The sequence below is a fragment of the Psychrobacter sp. NPDC078929 genome (genome assembly GCF_050267985.1).
Lineage (GTDB): Bacteria > Pseudomonadota > Gammaproteobacteria > Pseudomonadales > Moraxellaceae > Psychrobacter.
In genome coordinates this window covers 258,087-279,875 of record NZ_JBNNFX010000002.1, presented here as the reverse complement: position 1 = coordinate 279,875, position 21,789 = coordinate 258,087, and the positions used below count along the sequence as shown (strand labels likewise).

The following is a 21,789-nucleotide window of genomic DNA, read 5'->3' as shown; positions in this document are numbered from 1 at the left end:
AAGTTTTTACGCCAAGGTTGGATGGAAAATGACTTATCTAAATTGTTTTATGATATTCATCCAAAACATAACTCTTTTGTAGTGCAGTGACTATATCTAACCCCTTTGGCTAACGCAAAAGGGGCTTTTCTTCGTCTGTAGATTGGTGCGGGAAAACTACTAGTAATTGAGTTCATGAACTTTCCCTATGATAGTCAAATAAGACTCTTATACGAAAAATTTGTCTAGAAAATATATAAAACAATAGATCACGATACATGTTTCTTGTCGAATATAAATACGTTGTGATGAATTGCTTCATTAGTCTTTTGAATATTAAATGTTTTCTTATCTTCAGGTAATCGTAGTACTTTTGGTAGTCGTGCTATTGCCATTTTTTCATTAGCAATGGCATAGTGACGATAGTATTCATTTAAGATTTCATTGCAGTCAAATTCTACGTAAACAATATTATCATTATGTTTTTTAGCTAAATTTATTATGGACAGAAAAAACTCATTTTTCGCTTCATTTTTTGAATGTTCCACATCTTCTAAAGTATAATTTGGTGGGAAACCGACCTTTATTTTTTGCCAAATACTACCATTTTCCTTAGTTTCAAGATAAAATTTTAATTTTTCTTCTAATTGATTCAACTTTATCAGGTTCTGTTCAGTACTATCGAAAGCTTCCTTAACAATTGCAATTATTTCTTTAGAAGCATTAGTGAAATTTTTAATCTCAAATTTTTTATCCTCTAATGAATCATAAATCGTATCTAGAAAATATTTGAAGCTAATTAGCCTGGCAATCATAATTTCTACATTAGAAGAGTATGTAGCGATAGGTCTTAATTGAAAGTTTTGGAGATTATCTATAAGTTTATTAAAAATTTTAGTCAAATAATAAAATAAATAGTATCGATCATCACTATCAGTGACTGCATTATTAATTATATTAGGTAATTTATTCAAAATCGAAATTGTGATTTGGTGCTCATAGTCATTCATACGCTTACTGATATGATACTCTGTCTCTTCGCCGTCTTTTTTCAATTCTTTTTTGAGTAGAGGTATAATTTGTGTCTTACAAAGATGTTGTGCTTCTGCTATAAATTTGATAATTGTGTCCGATACACCAGCATCCAAAGTATATAGTCGACTTGTACAGTATTTAACATGTCGTATATAACTTTCTTCATCTATAAGCTCTTTTCTAATGACAACGTGTGTCAGATATACAAATAGATCATTACTACCGCCATCTTCATGCAAAAAACGTTTAATAGAATAAGGATTTTGTCTTGATTTATCGGCAATACCTATTAAAAACCAGTAACGCTCACTTTCAATGACAAAGAACTTTTTACGCTTTGCCTCTCTTTTTATAATATCGGGTAAGTTGTCTTGTTCCTGAAAGTCTATGTCAGTAGAGTCCCATGCGCGAAAGTCTCGCCCCTGAATCTTTTGCTTAATAAATACTTCTTTAAAGTATGTTTTTACGATATCAGTATTTAAGTGCCTTATACCAGGTTGTACTATAAGATTTACATTATCGATCCAAAATGCTAAATCGTATAAAAATGCTTTTTTTATACTTTCACGACTTTTTTGGTCTAAAATATGATCACCTATATCAATACGGTTAAGATAATCGATCATCGCCTCTACTTTATCAGCAAGTTCAATAGCATCATATGAATCCGGCTTAGACTCAATAAATTTCAACATCTGTATAGCAATTGCTTTTAGCTCTCGATGACGAATTGCTGTTTTAGATAACAAACTTCTCAAATCATCTGGAATGATATAAGTAAAATTTGGGCTAATGTTCCTTTTTGATAATATTTTTTCGTACACACTTTTACGACTGGGTATATCGAGCTGCGGCAAAATACTGATAAGAATGGTTTTCCAGTTACCACCTAATGCTGGGTCTATCGATTTTAATTGATAAACTTGGTATTCTGAGAGCTCATACACATACATATTACAATTTCCTTTACAGAACTAATGTTTGCACAAATGCTCGCTATCTTAGCATCTATCAAATAACTATCACAGCATCTTTATTGCTCAGGCAGCTAGTTTAATAAACTAAGGCAAAATTATGACCACCTCAAAAGTAACCTATCAAGGCAATTTACGCACCCAAGCTATTCACTTACAGTCGAATAATCAAATCATCACTGATGCGCCAACGGACAATCATGGTAAGGGCGAAGCGTTTTCTCCTACTGATTTGCTAGCGACCAGTTTGGGTAGTTGCATCTTAACGATTATTGGTATCAAAGCCGAAGCGATGGATATTGATATCTCAGGTACGACCGCAGAGGTTACCAAAGTCATGGCCGCCAAACCAAGACGTGTGAGTGAAATACACGTTGTGGTTAATTTTTCGAAAGCATTGGACGAGAGTACCTTAAAACGGTTTTATAAAACCGCGTTGACCTGTCCAGTAGGCAATAGCTTGGATCCTGCCATTACTCAAAATCTAGTATTTAACAATGGCTCAGAAGCCTAATATGTCTACTAAGACTTTACTTATCGTCGCTCATACGCCATCGCCCAATACTCAGAAATTGGCGCAGGCAGCTTATGACGGTGCGAATCATCCTGATATAGATATTACTGTCATTTTGAAATCACCGCAGGATACGCGGCCTGAGGATGTATTGGCTGCTGATGCGTTGCTGTTAGGCACGACTGAAAATCTGGCTTATATGGCAGGGCTGACCAAAGACTTTTTTGATCGTTGCTACTATCTAGTGTTAGAAGAGAAGCAAGGCATGCCATTTGCGGTATATATACGCGCAGGTCATGATGGTACAGGTACCAAGCTTGCGCTCAAAACGATTACAACGGGGCTACGTTGGTCATGGATTCAAGAAGCGCTGATACTACAAGGCGATTGGCAAGATAGCTTTGCTGAGCAAGTAGAAGAGCTTGCTATGACCTTGGCTGCTGGGGTAGAGGCGGGTATTTACTAGTAGTCAGTTGTTTGGTAGTTACTAGGGCAATATAGACAGTGCTTGTTCATCTACTGCTATCAACGCTTAGCATAACAAACGGTCTGGGAGGATAGTGATGCATGACGATAATCTGGATAGTGATAATCCAAATAATAAAGTAGATATTTCTGCATTGCCGTTTTCTCAAGCGTGTGAAAATAATAAACAGCCTATTCTAGAAGTACTTCAAATAGAACTACAAGGCTTTAGTCATGTATTAGAGATTGGCTCTGGAACGGGGCAGCATAGTGTTTACTTTGCGCCTAATCTGCCTGAGATACAGTGGCAAACTAGCGATGTCACTAGTAATCATCGCCATATAATCGCTTGGCACAATGCCTATCCTGCACCTAATTTATATTCGCCATTAGCGTTTGATTTGAGTACGGATTCCGTACCTGTTAATAGCCAGTTCAACTTACCTTACGATGTGATATTTACGGCCAATACTTTGCATATCATTAGCTGGGCTTTGGTCAAGCGATTAATTGCATTGGCTGGTGATGCGTTACCTGTGGACGGTAAGTTGATTATATATGGCCCATTTAACGAGAATGGTAACTATACCAGTGAAGGTAATCAGCGATTTGATGCGATGTTGAGAGCAGGTAATCCTGACAGCGGCATTCGCGATAAAGAAGACATTATCAGTCTAGCAAATGCTCATTATCTACAACTCTCTCGAACGTATACAATGCCTGCCAATAATCAGTTATTGGTATTTTATAAGCGCTAATTTTTTAAAGCGTTAGCAAAAATTAAATAAATAAAAAGACACCTTAATGGATCATTATTAGATCTTGTTGAGGTGTCTTTTTGTTTGGGTTTGCTTATATTATTACTTATGCAACTTGTGCTGCTGGATTATTTATATTCTTCTGCTAAAAAGTCTAAGTAGCGTTTCCAAGAGCGCTCATCAGCGCGGGCATCGTATCTATCGCTGCCAAATACGCTAAAAGCATGTGGCGCGCCGCTGTAGGTAACCATTTCGTGAGGTATTTTGGCGGCTTCTAAGGTCTTGCCCAAAGTCGCAAAGCTCTCTAGCGAGACAGATTGGTCAGCAGAGCCGTGAAATACTAGGATTTCTCCTGTAGTTTTGTCATAACTTTGACCCGTTGGAATATCGAATGCACCGTGGAAGGGTACAAAGGCTTTTTGCTCAAAGCCTGAGCGTGCTAACTCTAACGCGACCGTACCGCCGAAACAATAACCCATAGTCGTGCCTTTACGCACATCATTGCCTTGTAGTTGTCCTGCCGTTAATGCCCCTGCCAATATGCGACGCATTTTATTACGATCATCATATAGCTCGCCAGTTAGGCGTTTGTTTTCTTCGATAGAAGTGGGGCGAATGCCTTGTCCAAACATATCGGCCGCTAATACGTTGTAGCCTTCAGCTGCTAACATATCAGCACGTTTGCGCTCATAGTCAGTTAGACCATCCCAATCATGAATCAATAAGATAAAAGGTGCGTTTGGCTTATCTGCTTTGGCGTAATAGCCTTCGTACGCTTTATCATCGACCGTGTAGGTCACGTTTTTGGTCGTGATAGCGGCAGCTGTCTGACTGAACATTAATGCCATTAGACCCATTGACGCGCCTACTAGCAATGAGTGATAAGGTTTTTTAGTCGGGAATTTTAAAGTTGGTAACATGGTAGGTAGCCTTATAGTTATATAAAAAATAGTCGTATTGTCAAATCCATATAAACCGTTACATCGTCATCCTCGCTAACCATAATAATGTATAGCTTGCGCTCGGTTTTCTTGTATCGAAATCATTTGAATTCAACGATATAAAGAAGATAAATATAAGGCTAAAACCCTGCCAATTTATTTATCAATAGTCTCTGATACTTCATAAAAAGCATACCTTAAAGAATAACTACATTACAAGATTCTATTGTTAACGTTTATGCGCCTTTAGGACTATCTAAAGTAGTCGCTTTATAGCGTCTATAAACGTTAACTAAATATCAACAAGGTTTACTATATACGCAACTATATTTGACTTATTTTTTGGGTAGTATAACTCCTAAGCCTATTATTCCTTTACGAATTTTAGTGCGGTATCAATTTAACGATCGGCAGTGCTGAAAACACAGACAAATAAATGACAGATGAAGTCACCACTATCTCAAAGGATATCAAACCTGTGTAGGCACTCTTTTAGTGATTTAAAAGAGCACTCTCAATCTATTAGCTAGGACTTTTTATGAATAATAATATCGATCATACGGACCCCGCCAAAAACATGAATACGGAACGTGGCAATGGTGGTGAAACCCATCAGCGTGCAGGCGACGACACCAAAGTATTGACCACGCAGCAAGGTGTGGCTATCGCTGATAATCAAAACTCTCTAAAAGCAGGCTCACGTGGGCCGACGCTATTAGAGGATTTTGTATTACGTGAAAAAATCAATCATTTTGACCATGAGCGTATTCCTGAGCGTATCGTCCATGCTCGTGGTAGCGCGGCACACGGTTACTTTGAGCTGACAGAGTCACTAGAAGAATATACGACTGCTAAAATATTGACCGAAACAGGTAAGCAAACGCCACTATTTACGCGTTTCTCAACAGTAGCAGGTAACAAAGGCTCAAAAGATACGCCACGTGATGTGCGCGGTTTTGCAGTGAAAATGTATACAGAAGAAGGTAACTGGGACATCGTTGGTAACAACATGCCAATCTTCTTTATCCAAGATGCGATGAAGTTTCCAGATTTGATTCATGCGGTAAAACCAGAACCAGATCGTGGTTTCCCGCAAGCGGCATCTGCTCATGATACGTTTTGGGATTTTGTCTCACTAAGTCCTGAAACGATGCACAACCTAATCTGGCTGATGAGTGACCGTGGTCTACCACGTAGCCTACGCATGATGGAAGGCTTTGGTATTCATAGTTATCGTCTTATCAATAAAGACGGTAAGAGCACCTTTGTACGTTTCCATTGGAAGCCAGTATTGGGCGTACAGTCAACCACGTGGGATGAAGCAGTGAAAATCTCGGGCGCTGATCCTGATTATCATCGTCGTGACTTATTTGAGTCAATCAACAACGGTGACTATCCTGAGTGGGAGTTTGGCGTACAGTTATTTACTGAAGAAGAAGCCAATGAGTTCCCATTTGACCATCTCGATGCGACAAAACTGATTCCAGAAGAATTGGTACCAGTAAAAGTCGTGGGTAAGATGGTATTGAACCGTTATCCAGATAATTTCTTTGCAGAGACTGAGCAGGTAGCATTCTGCCCATCGCATTTGCCACCTGGTGTTGATTTTAGTAATGACCCACTATTGCAAGGTCGTCTATTCAGTTACTTGGATACTCAGCTATCACGTTTAGGCTCGCCAAACTTTGCCCAGATTCCTATCAATGCACCGAAATGCCCGTTTGCTAATAATCAGCAAGATGGTCATATGCAAATGCAGGTGCCTAAGACACGTGTACTCTATGAGCCACAAAGCCTAGATCCAACTCGTCCTCGTGAAAGCGCTAAACGTGGTTTCAACTCATTCCATGAGCAACTAGATGATGGCGTAAAAGGTCGCGTACGTGACGAGAGCTTTGCAGATCACTATAGTCAGCCACGTATGTTCTACCGTAGTCAGACAGCAACTGAGCAAGCACATATCGCAACCGCTTATGCGTTTGAGCTAGGTAAAGTAGACACAGCCCATGTACGTACGCGTATGCTTAGCCATTTGATTCATATCGATGAAGACTTGGCCAACCGCGTAGCAACGGCACTGGGTATGGCGCTACCAGAGCCAGCTGACGCAGCTGCACCTGTCCAAGACTTGGGAACCTCTAAAGCGGTACAAACGATTGGCCTAACGCCTGATAGCTTAAAAGGCCGTATGATTGGTATCTTAGTTGCAGAAGGTTCTAATAGTAGTGAAGTTAAAAAGTTCGAAGATGCTGCTAAAGCGCAGGGTGCTAGTGTCAAAATCGTAGCGCCTAATAAAGAAGTCGTATTGGATGATGGTACACGCATACAAGCTGATGAGCGCCTCGCTGGTGGTCCATCAGTGATGTTTGATGCCGTCGTTAGTATCATCATGCCTGATCAAGCTAAAAATCTGGCAAAAGACAGCTCAGCATTAGATTGGTTCAACGACGCGTACAATCATTGCAAAGCCATCGCCTATTGCGGCGCGACTGATGAATTTATCCTAAGTAAACTACCAGTTGAAAAAGATGAATTTGTGACGCCATTGGCTGAGTTAGATGCCTTTATTAGTAATGCTAAGTCTCGTCTATGGGAACGTGAGCCAAAGGTTCGTGATCTTGCATAGTTAATAAGTAGGTAATTTACGAATTATCTAAAATAACAAATAAGATATTAAGTGTTTCCTTAAACCCAGCCTAAGCGCTGGGTTTTTGCTTTTTGCTAATAAGGTGAGAATTTTCACAGATAAAAGTCATGTTATAGGTGCTAATCATTCGTTATTAATCGTTATTAATCGTTATTAATCGTTATTAATCGTTATTAATCGTTATTAATCGTTATTAATCGTTATTAATCGTTATTAATCGTTATTAGTCGCATTGTCTCTGTATACCGCCTAGCCTTTGTATATAGTCACAAGCGTTCACTCAAAGTCGTTTTATTTATCGTGACGGGCGCTATACTAAAGGTTGGCTATAAAACTGAACAAAAGCCTCACAATAATAACGACGAATGAGGTAGGGAACACCAATGAGTCTATGTGAAATTGTACGATTAGAAGGATATATCCAGAGTAGCTATCTGGCAGTATATCCAGATAAAATAATGCTGTTAGATGGCTGCTGCCGTGCTGATGTGCCGATGGTGCTTGACTATATTAAGACAACATTGAAACGACCCATCACCGACCTAAAAGTAGTGGTGGTCACCCATATGCATCCGGATCATGCAGGCGGTGCGAATAAGTTTCGAGAAGAGACTGGCTGTCTGATTGTCTCAGCTGATAAAAAAAAGCAGTGGTATAGCGGTATTGGCGGGCACACGATGCACTTCGTAGATATACATCTAGGATATTATGTGGCCAGACGTCAAGGCCGCCCACTTAAAAACCTATATTACTCGGCAAGCCTAAAACCAGATATCACCGTCACAGATGGTGAGCTTGTGCCACATTTTGATGAGTGGCAAGTACTAGAGACACCAGGTCATACGGATCGTGACTTGTCATTGTTTCATCTACCCAGTCGCGAAGTATACACCGCTGATTTAATCATTAAGTTGCGACACAAGTTCGTAGCACCATTTCCTGTTTATTATCCTAAAGACTATGTTCAATCATTAAAAAAAATAAGAGCATTACAACCGTCAATGGTGATGATGGCACATGGTCGAGAGTTGGCGATGAGTGAGGCAGAGTTTGATGAGTTTATCGCTCATGCGCCTAAGCATCCACGTACCATCAAAGATACGATCAGACATAAACTACTATGGCGCAAGAGAGATAACTTTCGACTGTTTAAACGCAAGTATAATAAATAGAGGTAGATAAAAGCTAAAAAACAACATTTAAAAAGCCCAGACGAAAAAAAGCCCAGTTACTAAGATAGTAACTGGGCTTTCTAAATATGGTGGGCTGTCCGCGACTCGAACGCGGGACCAATTGATTAAAAGTCAACTGCTCTACCAACTGAGCTAACAGCCCTGAAGAGTATATAAAAAAGCGATGCTTTTTAACTCTACAAGAAAAAATTCTAACTAAAGAACTTTCTAAAATTAAACATCTTAACGATGTCTTTTAAACTTATCTTTATTAGTCTACTACCGGATAGGGTAGAACGACTAATAAAGATTAAACTAAATATGGTGGGCTGTCCGCGACTCGAACGCGGGACCAATTGATTAAAAGTCAACTGCTCTACCAACTGAGCTAACAGCCCTAACGTTTAAAGTGTTTGTATCCCTAAACGTGAGAGCACATTATATATATTATTATGACAATTACAACCCCACATGATAAAAAAAGTGTAATTCTCTTATAAAATTGCCAATTTATTCCAGTTTCTTTAAATTTTTGCCATTATATTGATATTGACTGCTCTATTTTTGGCTAAAGCGAGTCAATAATTGATTATTAGTCTCGAGAAAGTGCTTCAACAGGATCTAATTTGGCGGCATTACGCGCTGGCAAGAATCCAAATACTACGCCAATTAACGTCGAACAAACAAAAGCAGCAATAATAGAGGTTGATGAATAGATAACTTTGAAATTATCACCACCCACGCTATTAATCAGCTCGCCAATGGCAAATGCTAGTCCGATACCAATCAGTCCCCCTAAAATACAGACCAAAACGGCCTCAATAAGGAACTGCTGCATGATATCGCTCTGACGCGCGCCCACTGCCATACGTACGCCAATCTCATTAGTTCGTTCGGTGACAGAAACGAGCATGATGTTCATCACCCCAATACCGCCGACGATCAACGAAATAACCGCGACTGATGAAATAAGTAGGGTCATCGTGCCTGTCGTCGACTCGATCGTTTGACGAATAGAGTCTGAATTGCGCAGCTCAAAGTCATCTTTACCATGGCGACTCTCTATCAAGTCAGAGATGGCTGTCTCTGCGGCGCTAGAAGAGATACTGTCATCTAACAACGCTACAAAGCGGTCAATATTGGTACTACCCGTGACACGCGACATCACCGTTGTATAAGGCATATAGATAGTAGGTGTCGTCACACTGGGGCCAAAGCCACCATCGCTCTCTTCGAGGACGCCAATTACGCGTCCAGGTACACTACCAACCAGTATCACCTCACCAACAGGATTATCAATATCTGAGAAAAAGGTCTGTTTAGCGTTGTCATCGATGATGATATCTTGACTACGTAATGTAATGCTTTTTGCATCAAACCCTTGGCCCAATGTTAATGTCTCACCAGTGACGTTTAGATAGTCTTCACCAACGCCATTGACGGTAGCATCCTCTTGTATATTACGATAGCGGACACTAGAGCTGGCATTTACCTGAGGGCTGACACTGATAATATAGGGCTGATTGCCGACCGCTTCTGCGTCTTCTGGCGTCAGGTTGTCATCGTTGTAACGGCGTCTAGGGTCGCCTCTAGGGTAACCATCATTGACGGTAATGGTATTGGTACCTAACGAGCTGATATTGGCAAGGATTTGCTGCTGAGAGCCTTGTCCAAGGCCTACGATAGATACGACTGCGGCAATACCGATAATAATGCCGAGCATAGTTAGTAGAGTACGCATCTTATGCGCGCGCATGGCAAGCAAAGACATTTTGAAAGCTTCAAGCAGTCGATCAATAAAACTACCAAAGGCACTTTTTCGATGCTCGCCAAGGATAGATTCTGGTTTTTTGTCTGTGTGCTTATAATGCTCAGTTTGATAGTCAGCGATGACATGGCCATCTTTGAGCTCAATCACACGCTCCGCTTGTGCTGCTAGTTTTGGATCATGAGTGACCATGATAATGGTATGACCTTGTGCGCTGAGGTCATGCAAAATCGCCATGACATCTTCGCCAGACTTACTGTCTAGGGCACCAGTTGGCTCATCTGCTAAGATAACATCGCCACCATTCATCAGTGCACGAGCGACAGAAACACGCTGCTGCTGTCCACCTGAGAGCTGATTGGGACGATTGTTGACCTTATTGCCAAGGCCGAGGTCAGTTAGTAGCTTCTCAGCACGATTGGTGCGTGCCTCGGTATCCATGCCCGCATACACGGCAGGGACGGCGACGTTGTCTTTGGCACTGATATCACCAAGCAAATGATAGCGCTGAAAAATAAAACCAAAATGCTCACGGCGCAGCTCAGCCAACTGATCGGCGTCAAGCTTACGCGCGGATTGGCCATAGATCTTATAATCGCCAGCCGTGGCTTGATCTAGACAACCTAAGATATTCATCAAGGTGGACTTACCAGAGCCTGACTGTCCAATGATGGCAACCATCTCACCTTGATTGATAGTTAGATTGATATCATGCAAGACGCGAATGGTTTGCTCACCAGCAGGGAACTCTCTGATAATGCCAGACAACTCCATAATAGGCTTGCCTGGTGCAGGGTGATTAACGGTATTGGTTTTTGCCAAATTATTTAAGTTATTTAAGTTATCTGAGCTGTTTGAAGGGTTAGCAGAAGTGTGTGACCCTAAGTTTTGAGCCGTGCTACTTTCAGAGCTATCTTCAGTCGACGATTTAGGAGATTGAGATATAGTCATAGCAGTGTCTTTAATAAAGGCTAATAAGCGTTATAGTGTTGTTATGAAAGGGCTGCTATGTTTAACAAGCCCTTTTTTATTCAACATAGTCAAAGAGCAAGTTACATTCGAGGTCCACCAGGGATACGGCCGCTACCTGATTTCTTACCGCTCTCTTCACTGATGATTACTTCTTCCCCTTCTTTCAAACCACTTAAGATTTGCGCATTTACTCGGTTATCAATACCGACTTCTACAGTACGCTCTTCTACGGTTCCGTCTTCTTTTAATACACGTACAAACTTGCCCGTTGTTGATTTGCCTTTTTCTTTAGCTCGCTTTTCTTGTATCACTGTTGATGGTACTAATAGAGTATTTTTGGCTTCGTTGACGATGATATATATCTGTGCCGTCATATCGATTCGGAATAAGCGGTCAGGGTTTGGTACTTCTACGTAGCCGACGTAATAGATAGCAGCGTCTGTCGAGCTGGTGCTACTGATCTGCTCTGGGGCAGGTTCGATAGCGGTTAATGTCGCATCATACTGTTGGTCTGGATTACCGATAATATTGAAATAAGCAGGCATACCAGCACTGACGTTAATGACATCAGCTTCTGAGATTTGCGCGTTGATACGTACGGTCGATAAATCTGCTAACGTCACCAATGTGGGCGCCGTTTGGTTAGCATTGACCGTAGTACCTTGCTCAGTCGTAATAGAAACGACTGTACCTGATATTGGTGCACGAATCGTGGTATAGCTTAGATCTTCTTCAGCAGTACTGACGTTGGTTCGTGATTTGCGTAATGCTGCTTGCTGACTGTTGATATTGGCTTCTGTGGTCGCAATCGCGGCTTTAGCTGTGTCGATAGCCGCACGTGCATTGGCAACGGCTGCTTTTGCGGTCTCGACACTGGTCGCCTGCGTATCATATTCTTGTTGCGAGATAGCATCGATAGCGACTAAGTCTTGCAAGCGTGCAAAATCAGACTGTGCTTGTTTGAGTTCAGACTGACGGCTAGCAAGATCGGCATAGGCACTTTTTAGACTGGCTTGTTTGCTTAACGATTCTGCTTGCGCACTTTGTAGCGCGGCTTCGCTTTGTTCAAGACTGGCTTGTTCATTGCTCAGGCTGTTCTTCTGAGTCACTTGATCAATCTGTGCAATCAAATCGCCTTGTTTTACTTCGTCACCGACTTCAACGTACAGGCGTTTTACTTCACCAGATACCTGTGCCCCTACATCGACGGTATTCAACGCTTTTACTTTACCAGACGCCATGACATTGTTTTCAATATCACCGACTTCAACGGTTGCGGTTAAATAATTAGGTGTGGCTTCTTCTGGTTTTAAAAAAATATAGGCCAAAGCCCCTAATGCTACGATAATTAAGGTGATGACACCCCATTTGATAGCAGACTTTTTGCTTATTTTGCGCATGACAACAATCCAATCACAATTAAATCAAGTGTAGATATAGTAGAGACTTCATCTACAAAAGGGAATGGAAATTAGTTTACGAAAGGTTAAGGTAGCCAAGAATAGAGACAGGTACAGAAAAGAAATGCTTACTAAAAATCAATAAAACGGAGATTATAGGAGAACAAGATAGGGTAGTAAAATCTAGATTTACAGCGTTTAAATGTATAAACCAGTAAGAGAAGAGATGGATAACTTGTTAATAGTAGAAACAATAAAAGGTGGTGACAAGCGGATCAGTCTTAGCGCATAGCAAATAAACGCTTACCTGCGAGCTCTAGTGCCGCTTGCAATAATAGCTCCCATGCTGGCTGGCGAACAAGTCCTTTGATAGCTTGGTCACAGCGGTAAAGCAGGGCAGGCCATTCGCTCGTTTGTTGTTTTGACTGACGGCGGCAGGCTTGTTGGTATAACCCTTGTTTACTACGCCAAATGCCTAATGCTTGAGGGTCTTGACCGTCCATAAGTTGGATAATTTGACGCATGTCTTTGCTAATAGCCCAGAGTACTAAAGTAGTGGGCTCATCGGTCGACTTTAGCTGAAACATGATTTTGGCGACCTGCGTACTATTGCCCGCGAGCATCGCATCAGACAAATCGAACACACTAAACTGCGCATCGCTGACCAACGCTGCTTGTAGGTCTGCAATATCCAATGCCACATTATTCACAGGTTGTGAAAAGCTATTAGATTGTTCGGTACTTGTGTCATTAGCACTATCTTCACTAGTACTGTTATTAGCCACTAGCTGCGGTGCAAACAGATAAGACAATCGCCATAGGGTTTGATAAGCACTTAGCAAATGATGCTCAGTGTGTGACATGAGTAGCTGCCACGCCTCTTGAGACAATCGTAAGCCAAACTTCTGAGCTTGTATTTGTAATAGCTGTTGGCGCTGCTGCTCATTGTACAAATTGCAATCAATAATATTGCCATATTGCGCAAAAGGAGCAAACCATTTGCTGCTCTGGCTGCGTTTGTCTTGTTTAGGTGTGAGCCACAATACACTATGACCATGTGTGCCAGCTTGTGCCTCGACCGCAAAACGTTCTAACTCAGCGATAACTGCTTTGTCAGGTTTATGATTTCCCGTCACGATTAAGGCACTGGCATCATCAAATAAAGACTGACTGCCAAGCTCTGACAGTACTTCTTGCCAACTCTTGACAGAAATCAGCTCTATACGTTTGATTGCATAATTCTGCGCGCGCCAGTGTGGGCGCAGCGCATCTATCAACCATTGACTCAGTAGTGGCTCGTCACCGTGCGCCAGCCACAAGCCCGCTACCGCAACGGAAGGCTGCAGTAGTTTTGGATAGGCTTTTATGAAAGTATCTTGCATAGCGTGGTGTTACACAGGTTGATGAGCAGGTAATACCAATTCCAAAAATATGATTAGTAGTATCAAGCTAGCCCAGTCTACTCAAGGTAGTACTTACACTCGCTTAGTTTTCTACTCATATTTCTAGAAATGGTATCGTTTGATAATCAGAACGACTAACTATTCCGGTTGTGGTACGACGACAACGGTTGGTGTCACGCCTTTATTCATTTGCAGAGATTGTTTGGCAGCAGGTGCAACTTTTGGAAGCGAGATAGCAACATACTGGTCAGTGATACGGCGGGCTAAAGTATCATAGAGCCAATCACGAGTCTGATCGCCTTGCTGATCGTCAGTACTAACAGATGCTTCGTTGTACTGATAGCTTCGCTCGACTTGAATGGGGTTGCTTAGGGTTACAGGCTTACCATTTTCCATCGTTTGATAGCTGACATCTGCTGATAGTACCAAGCGAATCTCTGTTAATACGCCAACCAATTCGTAACGCTTAAAACGTACATTACGGATATCGATAGCGGCAATAGTCTCAGCCCCTGCTTGTTGGTTATTACGAGCAACTTCTTCCGAGCTCATATTACCAATAACATCGACACCTAATGTCTTTAGGCGACGCGTCAATGGTAGTTTCAGCGGGAATGAGGTGCGATTATCTTCGATAATGACCGCTGTTTTTTCGACGTCAAGCAGCATCGCTGAGTCGTAGCCACGCAGCTGGAAGCCGCAGCCGCTAAGAGCAGCGGCTGCACCTACCACGGCGAACATTGGCAGCGTAGCAAGTAAGACTGCTCCGAGCTTTTGGCCCTGGGACTTTTTATTAGCTAGGCTGTATGCGCTTGATTCTGGTTGCGCCTGCTCAGCTCGATGCTTGTATGACATAAACGCTATCCTCATATGATAAGAAGGCTTAGAGCACTAAGCCTAAAATACTTAGCTCAAGATACCTCAGCCTACAACCACGATGTTAACCAATTTGTTAGGAACGACGATTTCTTTTTTGATTTCACCCGTGATGAATTTTGCCACGCTTTCCATGGTGCGAGCTTGCTCTTTTAGCTGCTCAGGATCGCTGTTTGGTGCCACATCCATCTTACCACGCATCTTACCATTGACCTGTACCACCATCGTGATCATGTCCTGTACCAACGCACTTTCATCAACGGTTGGGTAGTCTAGGGTCAAGGTGTCAAGACCCAGTTGCTCAAGCAGATGTTCACCAACGTGCGGCGCATATACAGACAACATAATCAACAGATTGGTCAATGCTTCGTGTTTGACGTGTAGCTCTTGCTCATTACTTGCGTTAAAGCCAGTCAGCTCGTTAGCAAGTTCCATCAGGCTTGATACAGGTGTGTTCAGTGCCAAACGATCACCCAAATCACTGTCAATCTTAGCAATCGTTTCGTGCGTTTTACGGCGTAAGTTTTTGGCTTCTTTGCTTAAACCGTCTGTGTTCAATGTAGCACTGTTAAGCGTATCAATGCTGATATTGGCGGCCGTTAGCGCTTGCATATGGTCGGTAGCAATGCGCCATACTTTTTTCACAAAGTTATAAGGGCCTTTTAGCGCGTCGTCTGACCATTCAAGCGTTTGATCCGCAGGCGCAGTAAATAGCGTATATAGACGAACCGTATCAGCACCATATTTATCAATGGTTAGCTGCGGGTCTACGCCATTGTTCTTTGATTTAGACATTTTTTCGATCTTACCAATCGTCACTGGCTGACCATCTGACTTCAAGATAGCTTTAATGGGTTGACCGCGTTCGTTAAAGTCAATATCGATATCTTCTGCAAAATAGTAAGTCGTACTGCCATCCGCATTAACGCGGTAGAACGTACCAGCAAGCACCATGCCTTGGGTCATTAGATTGGCAAATGGCTCATCACCTGTGACTAAGTTTTCGTCGCGCATCAGCTTGTGGAAGAAACGCGCATACAATAGATGCATCACCGCATGCTCGACACCGCCCACGTATTGATCGACTGGCAACCATTTATTGGCAGCAGACTTATTGACCATGTTTTGCGCATCATTTGGGCTAGCAAAGCGTGCATAGTACCAGCTTGACTCTACGAATGTGTCAAAGGTATCGGTCTCACGCTCAGCAGGGTTGCCACATTTAGGACAAGTGGTATTGACAAATTCTGGTATATTTTTAAGTGGGTTACCTCGACCATCAGGTACGACGTCGGTTGGCAACACAACTGGTAGGTCTTGCTCTTCAACAGGCACCGTACCACAATGCTCACAGTTGATCATTGGGATAGGGCAACCCCAATAACGCTGGCGAGATACACCCCAATCACGTAGGCGATACTGGATCTTTTTCTTAGCCAGCTCTTTTGGCTCAAGCTTGGCTAGCATTGCTTCAAATGCTTGCTCGAAATCTAGACCGTCAAACTCACCTGAATTAACCAAAGTGTTGCGCTCAGTATAAGCAAGATTGACTTCACTATCGTTCGCTTTAGCATCTGCTTTTAGCTCATCAAAATAACCGTCAGGCACATTGATGACCTGTTTGATTGGTAGGTCGTATTTATTGGCAAACTCACAATCGCGCTCATCGTGAGCAGGTACTGCCATGACCGCGCCTGAGCCGTAGCTCATTAGCACATAGTTAGCAACCCACACTGGCACTTCTTCACCAGTCAAAGGATGCGTCACAGTGAGACCTGTATCCATACCGATTTTTTCAGCTTTGGCTAGATCAGCTTCAGCTACTGAGCCTTTTTTGCAAAGGGCACAGAATTGAGCGATTGCGTCATCATTCTCAGAGGCATACTGTGCAAGTGGATGCTCTGCGGCTACAGCAACGTAAGTCACACCCATCAAGGTATCAGGACGAGTGGTGAACACATCTAAGGTGTTTGCTTCACCAGCAAGCTCATAAGGGAAGTGGACTTCCATACCAGCACTACGACCAATCCAGTTGCGCTGCATGGTTAGTACTTCAGAGGGCCAGTGACCTTCTAGCTGATCCAAATCATCCAATAACTCATCGGCATAGTCAGTGATGTTGAAGTAGTACATTGGGATGTCGCGTTTTTCGACCGCAGCACCACTACGCCAGCCTTTGCCATCGATGACTTGCTCGTTTGCTAAGACGGTGTTATCAACAGGATCCCAGTTGACCGTCGACAGCTTTTTGTAGACTAGGCCTTTTTTGTACAATTGCAAGAATAACCACTGCTCCCACTGATAATACTCAGGGCTACAAGTGGCAAATTCACGTGACCAGTCAATAGATAGGCCTAGTAATTTAAGCTGTGCACGCATGCTGTCAATATTGGCAAATGTCCATGCAGCAGGTGGCGTTTGGTTAGCAATCGCTGCGTTTTCTGCTGGCAAGCCAAAACCATCCCAGCCCATTGGCTGCATGACTTCATAGCCTTTTAGGCGATAATAACGGCTTAATACGTCAGAAATCGTATAGTTACGGACGTGGCCCATATGCAGCTTACCACTCGGATAAGGGAACATCGACAGCATGTAACGGCTTGGCTTGTCACTTGGCTCATTGCTTACTTCAAAGCGCTTGTCAGTGGCCCATTTGGTCTGCTGCGCGGCTTCTATCGCTTGTGGGTTATAATAGTTGTTTTCTGCTTGGTCTGCTGTCACGGCGTTGCTCATAGTCGGCTCGAAATTGGTTGATACTGATTTGTTTAATATGAATTTGTTTAATACTGATCAAAATAGATGGAATTTGACAATGCCATAGCATAGCGTAATTTGGCGAAAATTGCGACGATATGATGCAGTTGCTTACTAGGTTTGACGATTAAAAGTAAAGCATTCTCTATATCCAGTCAGCCTTAGGTATAATAGACAAGTTAATGAATATTTATGAGGAATCACTATGACCATCACCATTTACGGTATCAAGTCTTGTAGCACGATGAAAAAAGCGTTCACTAAGCTAAACGATCTAGATGTCAGCTATGATTTTCACGATTATAAAAAACAAGGTATTGATAAAGATACAGTACAGCGCTGGGTAAATGAACTAGGTATCGAAAAAATGCTTAATAAGCGTGGTACGACATGGCGCAAGCTAGACGACAGTCAAAAGCAAGCGGCTGACGCTAATGTAGACAACGCGATAGATTTACTCGTGGAAAATACCAGCATGATCAAACGTCCGATTGTAGAAGGTCAGTTGGCAGATAAAGATCAAGCAGTATTACTATGCGGCTTCGATGAATCTGAGTTTGATAAAGTTTTTTCGTAAGTTTAATCCATAAAAATTAAGCTAGGCTTATTTGTTAAGTATAAAAATGCATAAGAAAGCCCAAGCGTTTGTATTCACTCGGGCTTTTCTACATTTAGTATTGCTAGATTTTGCTAGCTCAATGATGAGTCTATTTCTCGACTGATGAGCGTACCAACCCCTTCGTTGGTGAAAATCTCAAGTAAGGTCGCATGAGGGACACGGCCATCAACGATTACCGCACTTTTGACGCCGCTACGTACCGCATCCAGCGCACATTGAATTTTAGGAATCATACCGCCTGAGATAGTGCCATCTTCGATTAAGCTATCGACTTTCTTTGGCGTGAGTCCAGTTACCACTTCGCCATCACGGCCCAGTACGCCTTTGATATTAGTTAATAGCATTAGCTTTTCTGCTTGTAAAAACTCCGCTACTTTACCCGCGACCAAGTCCGCATTGATATTATAGGTGTTACCTTCAGCGTCAACGCCAAGTGGCGCGATTACAGGGATAAAATCTGAGGCAATCAACATGTTAATCACATCTTTATTGACGCTGACCACATCACCGACGAATCCTAAATCAACTGGTACAGCGATACCGTCTGCGCCAATTTTTTCCATCATCAGTTTTTTGGCTTGAATCAAGTTGGCGTCTTTACCTGTAAGACCAATCGCGCGACCGCCATGTTTATTAATCAGGCTAACAATCGATTTGTTGACGCTACCGCCCAAGACCATTTCTACGATATCCATGGTGCTTTTGTCAGTGACGCGCATCCCATCGATACGGTCTGATTGACGTCCGAGCTCTTTTAGGAGGTTGTCAACTTGCGGGCCGCCACCATGTACGACTACTGGATGCATACCGACGGTTTTTAGCAAAACAATATCACGAGCAAACGAGCTCTCAAGCTCAGGGTCGGTCATGGCGTTGCCGCCGTATTTTACGACGATGAGCTTATCAACAAAACGCTGGATATAGGGCAGAGCAGTGGTCAATACTTCAGCGGTGTTTTTGGCATCATCTAAATTAAGCGTCATTACAAACTCCTAAGGGCCGGTTTTAAATTGGTTGTTTTTCTATTATGTCTAATGAGACAGCTATATGTTTTATGAGGCTACTCCGCAGGAATAGCAAGAATCTGTTCAGCTAGCGATGCGTTAAATGGTCGACATAAAGCGGCAAATGTCGCCTGAATATCTTTTAGGTCATCTATACTGTTACCCGCAAAGCGCGCGGTCAGGCTATTGCTGGTATTTGATTGACGCAGTACGCCAAAGCCATGCGCAAAATCTAAACGCACACCATCGATACAGCTCAGCTTGGTTCCTACAGGTAATAATTCATGCGTCTGTTTTAATGCTATTTGCGCCTTCGCAGTAGCGCAAGTACACGCTGATGACTTGCATGTTGTGGCGGGCAGGCAAGTATCTTTTAACTGCTGATTAGATGAAGAATCAGTATGAGTAGACATATCTACTAGATACTGCAAGTAATGACAAAATCTCGTTAATTGCTCTACAAGTGAGCAGTCGGTAGTAGCGGTCTGCGGCATTGGCAAGTAATGGTCAGCAGTACTGACTATAGTGGGTAAGCTTTGGATGATATCTGCTAGCGGTTTTTTATCATTAGTATCATCATGAACTTGGTCAAGCCAATGCAGCAACCGTAATGCAGCATACATCGCATCGTCATAAGGAATAAAGCGGCTGTCATTAAAGATGAAATGCCCTGATAATTCACCAGCGAAGACAATCTGATTGTCAGGATGTTGTACCTGTTGGCGCATAAAGCTGCTGCCAGTCTTGCTAATCACAGGTGTAGTACCAAGCTCAGATAATAGTCTTGGCAAATGATGGGCGCATTTAATATCGAAAAGAACTTCAGATGCTAATAAATAACCGCTAAGAGAGTTAGGGTGCTCAGTAATAGCAATACGAGCCAATAGATAGAGCAAATGATCGGGCGTAACTATTTTGCCGTTATTATCAACGATCATCAAACGATCGCCATCGCCATCAAACGCCAAGCCTATATCTGCTGCATTCGAAATAACGGCTCGTTGCAATTCGTTTAGACGATTTGGTTCGGTAGGGTCTGGATTACCAAGGGGAAAGTTGCCATCAGGTGTGTCATTGAGAAAAATAACATGCTGGCAAAAACGTTCAAACAGGCGTTGAGCAATGCTCCCAGTTGCGCCATGCATACAGTCAACAACTATGACCAAATCAAGTTTATAAGCGCTTTTCTGATTGTCTGCAGTTGCCGAGTGATTATGCTGAAATAATTGTTCAAATACCTGCGCAATAGCATCGATATAAACGTTTGCTACTTGATAAGCAGGTAGTTGCTCAAGCAAGTCGCTTGGTAATTTTGAGTCATGGTTATTATCAATGCTTTCAATATTTTCTGAATGCAAGATAGGATTTTTAGCTTGGCTATCGGGATAAGCGTGACAACTATGATGATCGGTTAGCTGATGATAGAGCGTCTGTATCTCTGAGCTACTAGGGGACTTGTTATTTACTAACCATTTAATGCCTAGTATGTCTTTAGCAGAATGGCTCGCTGTTGCAACTATGCCATGACCTTGATATTGCGCTGCCCAAAACGCCATCATCGGCGTGGTAACCAGACCTAATTGGATTACGCGTAAACCCTGCTGAGCTAATACAGTAGAGAGTGTATGTGCAATGGCTTCACTACCAATACGCATATCATAACCAATAACGACAACATTCTGCTTAGTCTCAACAGAGGCGTTAGTACTGATATTTCGAGACGGTTGGCTATCTTGCGTATTATAGAGAGTAGCAAAAGCATGGCCTAACGCTTGTATAAAACTACTAGTGAAATACTGGTTGGCACCACGAATATCATAAGCACGGAATAAGGATTGCTGCGCCGCAAAAGGTGGCATTGCTTACTCTCCTTATAACCGTGATAGATGTTCAATGATAAATAAAAATGAATAGCGCAAGGTTTTATATATAGCTTAAGCAAAATCCTAGACGCTATCTAAAAAGTTGTCAGAAAAATTGACCAACAAAATAGCTACTACTGACGACCTGAGTGTCCAAACCCGCCTGCACCGCGTACGCTTTCATCACTGAATTCTGCAACCACTTCAAACTCAGGACGGGCAACAGGTACTACGATGTACTGTGCCATACGTTCAGCTGGATTAAGAATAAAATCATCCCCACTGCGGTTCCAAATACTAACCATCAGCTCGCCTTGATAGTCAGCATCGATTAGCCCAACCAAGTTACCCAAGACGATACCGTGCTTATGACCAAGACCTGAACGCGGTAAAATCATACCTGCATAATTAGGATCTTGAATATAAACCGCAAGGCCTGTGCCAATTAAATGGGTTTCACCTGCTTTAATCGTCAATGGCTCATCGATGCAAGCACGCAAATCAATACCTGCACTACCATCGGTGGCACGAGTTGGTAGAGAAAACGCTTTATCTTCAGTAATTTTAGGGTTTACCACTTTAACTTGTACAGCTTGCATAACGCACTCACTTAACGATTTGATGGTTTTTAAATTATGATTTCAAA

Annotated in this window: 16 protein-coding genes and 2 tRNA genes; 6 read left to right on the top strand and 12 right to left on the bottom strand. The window is 42.4% G+C overall.

Going from position 1 to position 21,789, the window contains the following annotated elements; all coding sequences use genetic code 11:
• Positions 1–248 precede the first annotated feature (248 nt).
• A complete protein-coding gene (locus ACQKCG_RS02370; RefSeq protein WP_201555988.1) occupies positions 249–1,967 on the bottom strand; it encodes a hypothetical protein in 1,719 nt (572 codons plus the stop codon).
• Positions 1,968–2,088: 121 nt separating this feature from the next.
• Here ACQKCG_RS02370 and ACQKCG_RS02365 point away from each other — a divergent pair, with 121 nt between their 5' ends.
• From ACQKCG_RS02365 to ACQKCG_RS02355, 3 genes are all read left to right on the top strand, one after another.
• The gene (locus tag ACQKCG_RS02365; RefSeq protein ID WP_102092989.1) at positions 2,089–2,502 is read left to right on the top strand and encodes an OsmC family protein; all 414 of its coding nucleotides are present in this window, start codon (positions 2,089–2,091) and stop codon (positions 2,500–2,502) included.
• 1 nt (position 2,503) lies between these two features.
• Positions 2,504–2,968: a flavodoxin family protein gene (locus ACQKCG_RS02360; protein WP_102092990.1), complete on the top strand. Its 465-nt coding sequence runs from the start codon at positions 2,504–2,506 to the stop codon at positions 2,966–2,968.
• Positions 2,969–3,065: 97 nt separating this feature from the next.
• Positions 3,066–3,725 (top strand): DUF938 domain-containing protein, encoded by a 660-nt coding sequence (locus ACQKCG_RS02355; protein ID WP_201555977.1) that lies wholly within the window; start codon positions 3,066–3,068, stop codon positions 3,723–3,725.
• A 128-nt stretch (positions 3,726–3,853) separates the two neighbouring features.
• Here ACQKCG_RS02355 and ACQKCG_RS02350 read toward each other — a convergent pair whose 3' ends face one another.
• On the bottom strand, positions 3,854–4,645 hold the full coding sequence (locus ACQKCG_RS02350; protein WP_201555976.1) for a dienelactone hydrolase family protein: 792 nt from the start codon (positions 4,643–4,645) through the stop codon (positions 3,854–3,856).
• 559 nt (positions 4,646–5,204) lie between these two features.
• Between ACQKCG_RS02350 and ACQKCG_RS02345 the strand changes: the two genes are divergently transcribed.
• Together ACQKCG_RS02345 and ACQKCG_RS02340 are read left to right on the top strand one after the other, a co-directional pair.
• Complete coding sequence (locus tag ACQKCG_RS02345) at positions 5,205–7,292, top strand: catalase (protein ID WP_201555974.1); 2,088 nt, start codon at positions 5,205–5,207, stop codon at positions 7,290–7,292.
• 404 nt (positions 7,293–7,696) lie between these two features.
• Positions 7,697–8,485, top strand: a complete 789-nt coding sequence (locus ACQKCG_RS02340) for an MBL fold metallo-hydrolase (RefSeq protein WP_201555971.1) — start codon at positions 7,697–7,699, stop codon at positions 8,483–8,485.
• An 87-nt stretch (positions 8,486–8,572) separates the two neighbouring features.
• Here ACQKCG_RS02340 and ACQKCG_RS02335 read toward each other — a convergent pair.
• From ACQKCG_RS02335 to leuS, 7 genes are all read right to left on the bottom strand, one after another.
• Positions 8,573–8,648 (bottom strand) — tRNA-Lys (locus ACQKCG_RS02335).
• A gap of 159 nt (positions 8,649–8,807) precedes the next feature.
• A tRNA-Lys gene (locus ACQKCG_RS02330) sits at positions 8,808–8,883 on the bottom strand.
• Positions 8,884–9,077: 194 nt separating this feature from the next.
• Positions 9,078–11,027 (bottom strand): MacB family efflux pump subunit, encoded by a 1,950-nt coding sequence (locus tag ACQKCG_RS02325; RefSeq protein WP_201555996.1) that lies wholly within the window; start codon positions 11,025–11,027, stop codon positions 9,078–9,080.
• A 278-nt stretch (positions 11,028–11,305) separates the two neighbouring features.
• The gene (locus tag ACQKCG_RS02320; RefSeq protein ID WP_201555969.1) at positions 11,306–12,625 is read right to left on the bottom strand and encodes an efflux RND transporter periplasmic adaptor subunit; all 1,320 of its coding nucleotides are present in this window, start codon (positions 12,623–12,625) and stop codon (positions 11,306–11,308) included.
• Between the two features lie 281 nt (positions 12,626–12,906).
• Positions 12,907–14,007 (bottom strand): DNA polymerase III subunit delta, encoded by a 1,101-nt coding sequence (locus ACQKCG_RS02315; protein WP_201555967.1) that lies wholly within the window; start codon positions 14,005–14,007, stop codon positions 12,907–12,909.
• A 159-nt stretch (positions 14,008–14,166) separates the two neighbouring features.
• Complete coding sequence (locus tag ACQKCG_RS02310) at positions 14,167–14,883, bottom strand: hypothetical protein (RefSeq protein WP_227678827.1); 717 nt, start codon at positions 14,881–14,883, stop codon at positions 14,167–14,169.
• Positions 14,884–14,949: 66 nt separating this feature from the next.
• On the bottom strand, positions 14,950–17,637 hold the full coding sequence (gene leuS / locus ACQKCG_RS02305; RefSeq protein WP_201555966.1) for a leucine--tRNA ligase: 2,688 nt from the start codon (positions 17,635–17,637) through the stop codon (positions 14,950–14,952).
• A gap of 226 nt (positions 17,638–17,863) precedes the next feature.
• Between leuS and ACQKCG_RS02300 the strand changes: the two genes are divergently transcribed.
• Positions 17,864–18,235 (top strand): Spx/MgsR family RNA polymerase-binding regulatory protein, encoded by a 372-nt coding sequence (locus ACQKCG_RS02300; protein WP_201555964.1) that lies wholly within the window; start codon positions 17,864–17,866, stop codon positions 18,233–18,235.
• A 113-nt stretch (positions 18,236–18,348) separates the two neighbouring features.
• Here ACQKCG_RS02300 and argB read toward each other — a convergent pair whose 3' ends face one another.
• The 3 genes from argB to dut all read right to left on the bottom strand — a co-directional run bounded on the left by argB (position 18,349) and on the right by dut (position 21,742).
• On the bottom strand, positions 18,349–19,260 hold the full coding sequence (argB, locus tag ACQKCG_RS02295; RefSeq protein ID WP_057758912.1) for an acetylglutamate kinase: 912 nt from the start codon (positions 19,258–19,260) through the stop codon (positions 18,349–18,351).
• Between the two features lie 77 nt (positions 19,261–19,337).
• Complete coding sequence (locus ACQKCG_RS02290) at positions 19,338–21,140, bottom strand: phosphomannomutase (RefSeq protein WP_201555962.1); 1,803 nt, start codon at positions 21,138–21,140, stop codon at positions 19,338–19,340.
• Positions 21,141–21,277: 137 nt separating this feature from the next.
• Positions 21,278–21,742 (bottom strand): dUTP diphosphatase, encoded by a 465-nt coding sequence (gene dut, locus ACQKCG_RS02285; RefSeq protein ID WP_201555960.1) that lies wholly within the window; start codon positions 21,740–21,742, stop codon positions 21,278–21,280.
• Positions 21,743–21,789: the final 47 nt, after the last annotated feature.

Coding starts and splice junctions, on each gene's coding strand:
- ACQKCG_RS02370 (WP_201555988.1), bottom strand. CDS start 1,967: ATGTATGTGTATGAGCTCTCAGAATACCAAGTTTATCAATTAAAATCG.
- ACQKCG_RS02365 (WP_102092989.1), top strand. CDS start 2,089: ATGACCACCTCAAAAGTAACCTATCAAGGCAATTTACGCACCCAAGCT.
- ACQKCG_RS02360 (WP_102092990.1), top strand. CDS start 2,504: ATGTCTACTAAGACTTTACTTATCGTCGCTCATACGCCATCGCCCAAT.
- ACQKCG_RS02355 (WP_201555977.1), top strand. CDS start 3,066: ATGCATGACGATAATCTGGATAGTGATAATCCAAATAATAAAGTAGAT.
- ACQKCG_RS02350 (WP_201555976.1), bottom strand. CDS start 4,645: ATGTTACCAACTTTAAAATTCCCGACTAAAAAACCTTATCACTCATTG.
- ACQKCG_RS02345 (WP_201555974.1), top strand. CDS start 5,205: ATGAATAATAATATCGATCATACGGACCCCGCCAAAAACATGAATACG.
- ACQKCG_RS02340 (WP_201555971.1), top strand. CDS start 7,697: ATGAGTCTATGTGAAATTGTACGATTAGAAGGATATATCCAGAGTAGC.
- ACQKCG_RS02325 (WP_201555996.1), bottom strand. CDS start 11,027: ATGGAGTTGTCTGGCATTATCAGAGAGTTCCCTGCTGGTGAGCAAACC.
- ACQKCG_RS02320 (WP_201555969.1), bottom strand. CDS start 12,625: ATGCGCAAAATAAGCAAAAAGTCTGCTATCAAATGGGGTGTCATCACC.
- ACQKCG_RS02315 (WP_201555967.1), bottom strand. CDS start 14,007: ATGCAAGATACTTTCATAAAAGCCTATCCAAAACTACTGCAGCCTTCC.
- ACQKCG_RS02310 (WP_227678827.1), bottom strand. CDS start 14,883: ATGTCATACAAGCATCGAGCTGAGCAGGCGCAACCAGAATCAAGCGCA.
- leuS (WP_201555966.1), bottom strand. CDS start 17,637: ATGAGCAACGCCGTGACAGCAGACCAAGCAGAAAACAACTATTATAAC.
- ACQKCG_RS02300 (WP_201555964.1), top strand. CDS start 17,864: ATGACCATCACCATTTACGGTATCAAGTCTTGTAGCACGATGAAAAAA.
- argB (WP_057758912.1), bottom strand. CDS start 19,260: ATGACGCTTAATTTAGATGATGCCAAAAACACCGCTGAAGTATTGACC.
- ACQKCG_RS02290 (WP_201555962.1), bottom strand. CDS start 21,140: ATGCCACCTTTTGCGGCGCAGCAATCCTTATTCCGTGCTTATGATATT.
- dut (WP_201555960.1), bottom strand. CDS start 21,742: ATGCAAGCTGTACAAGTTAAAGTGGTAAACCCTAAAATTACTGAAGAT.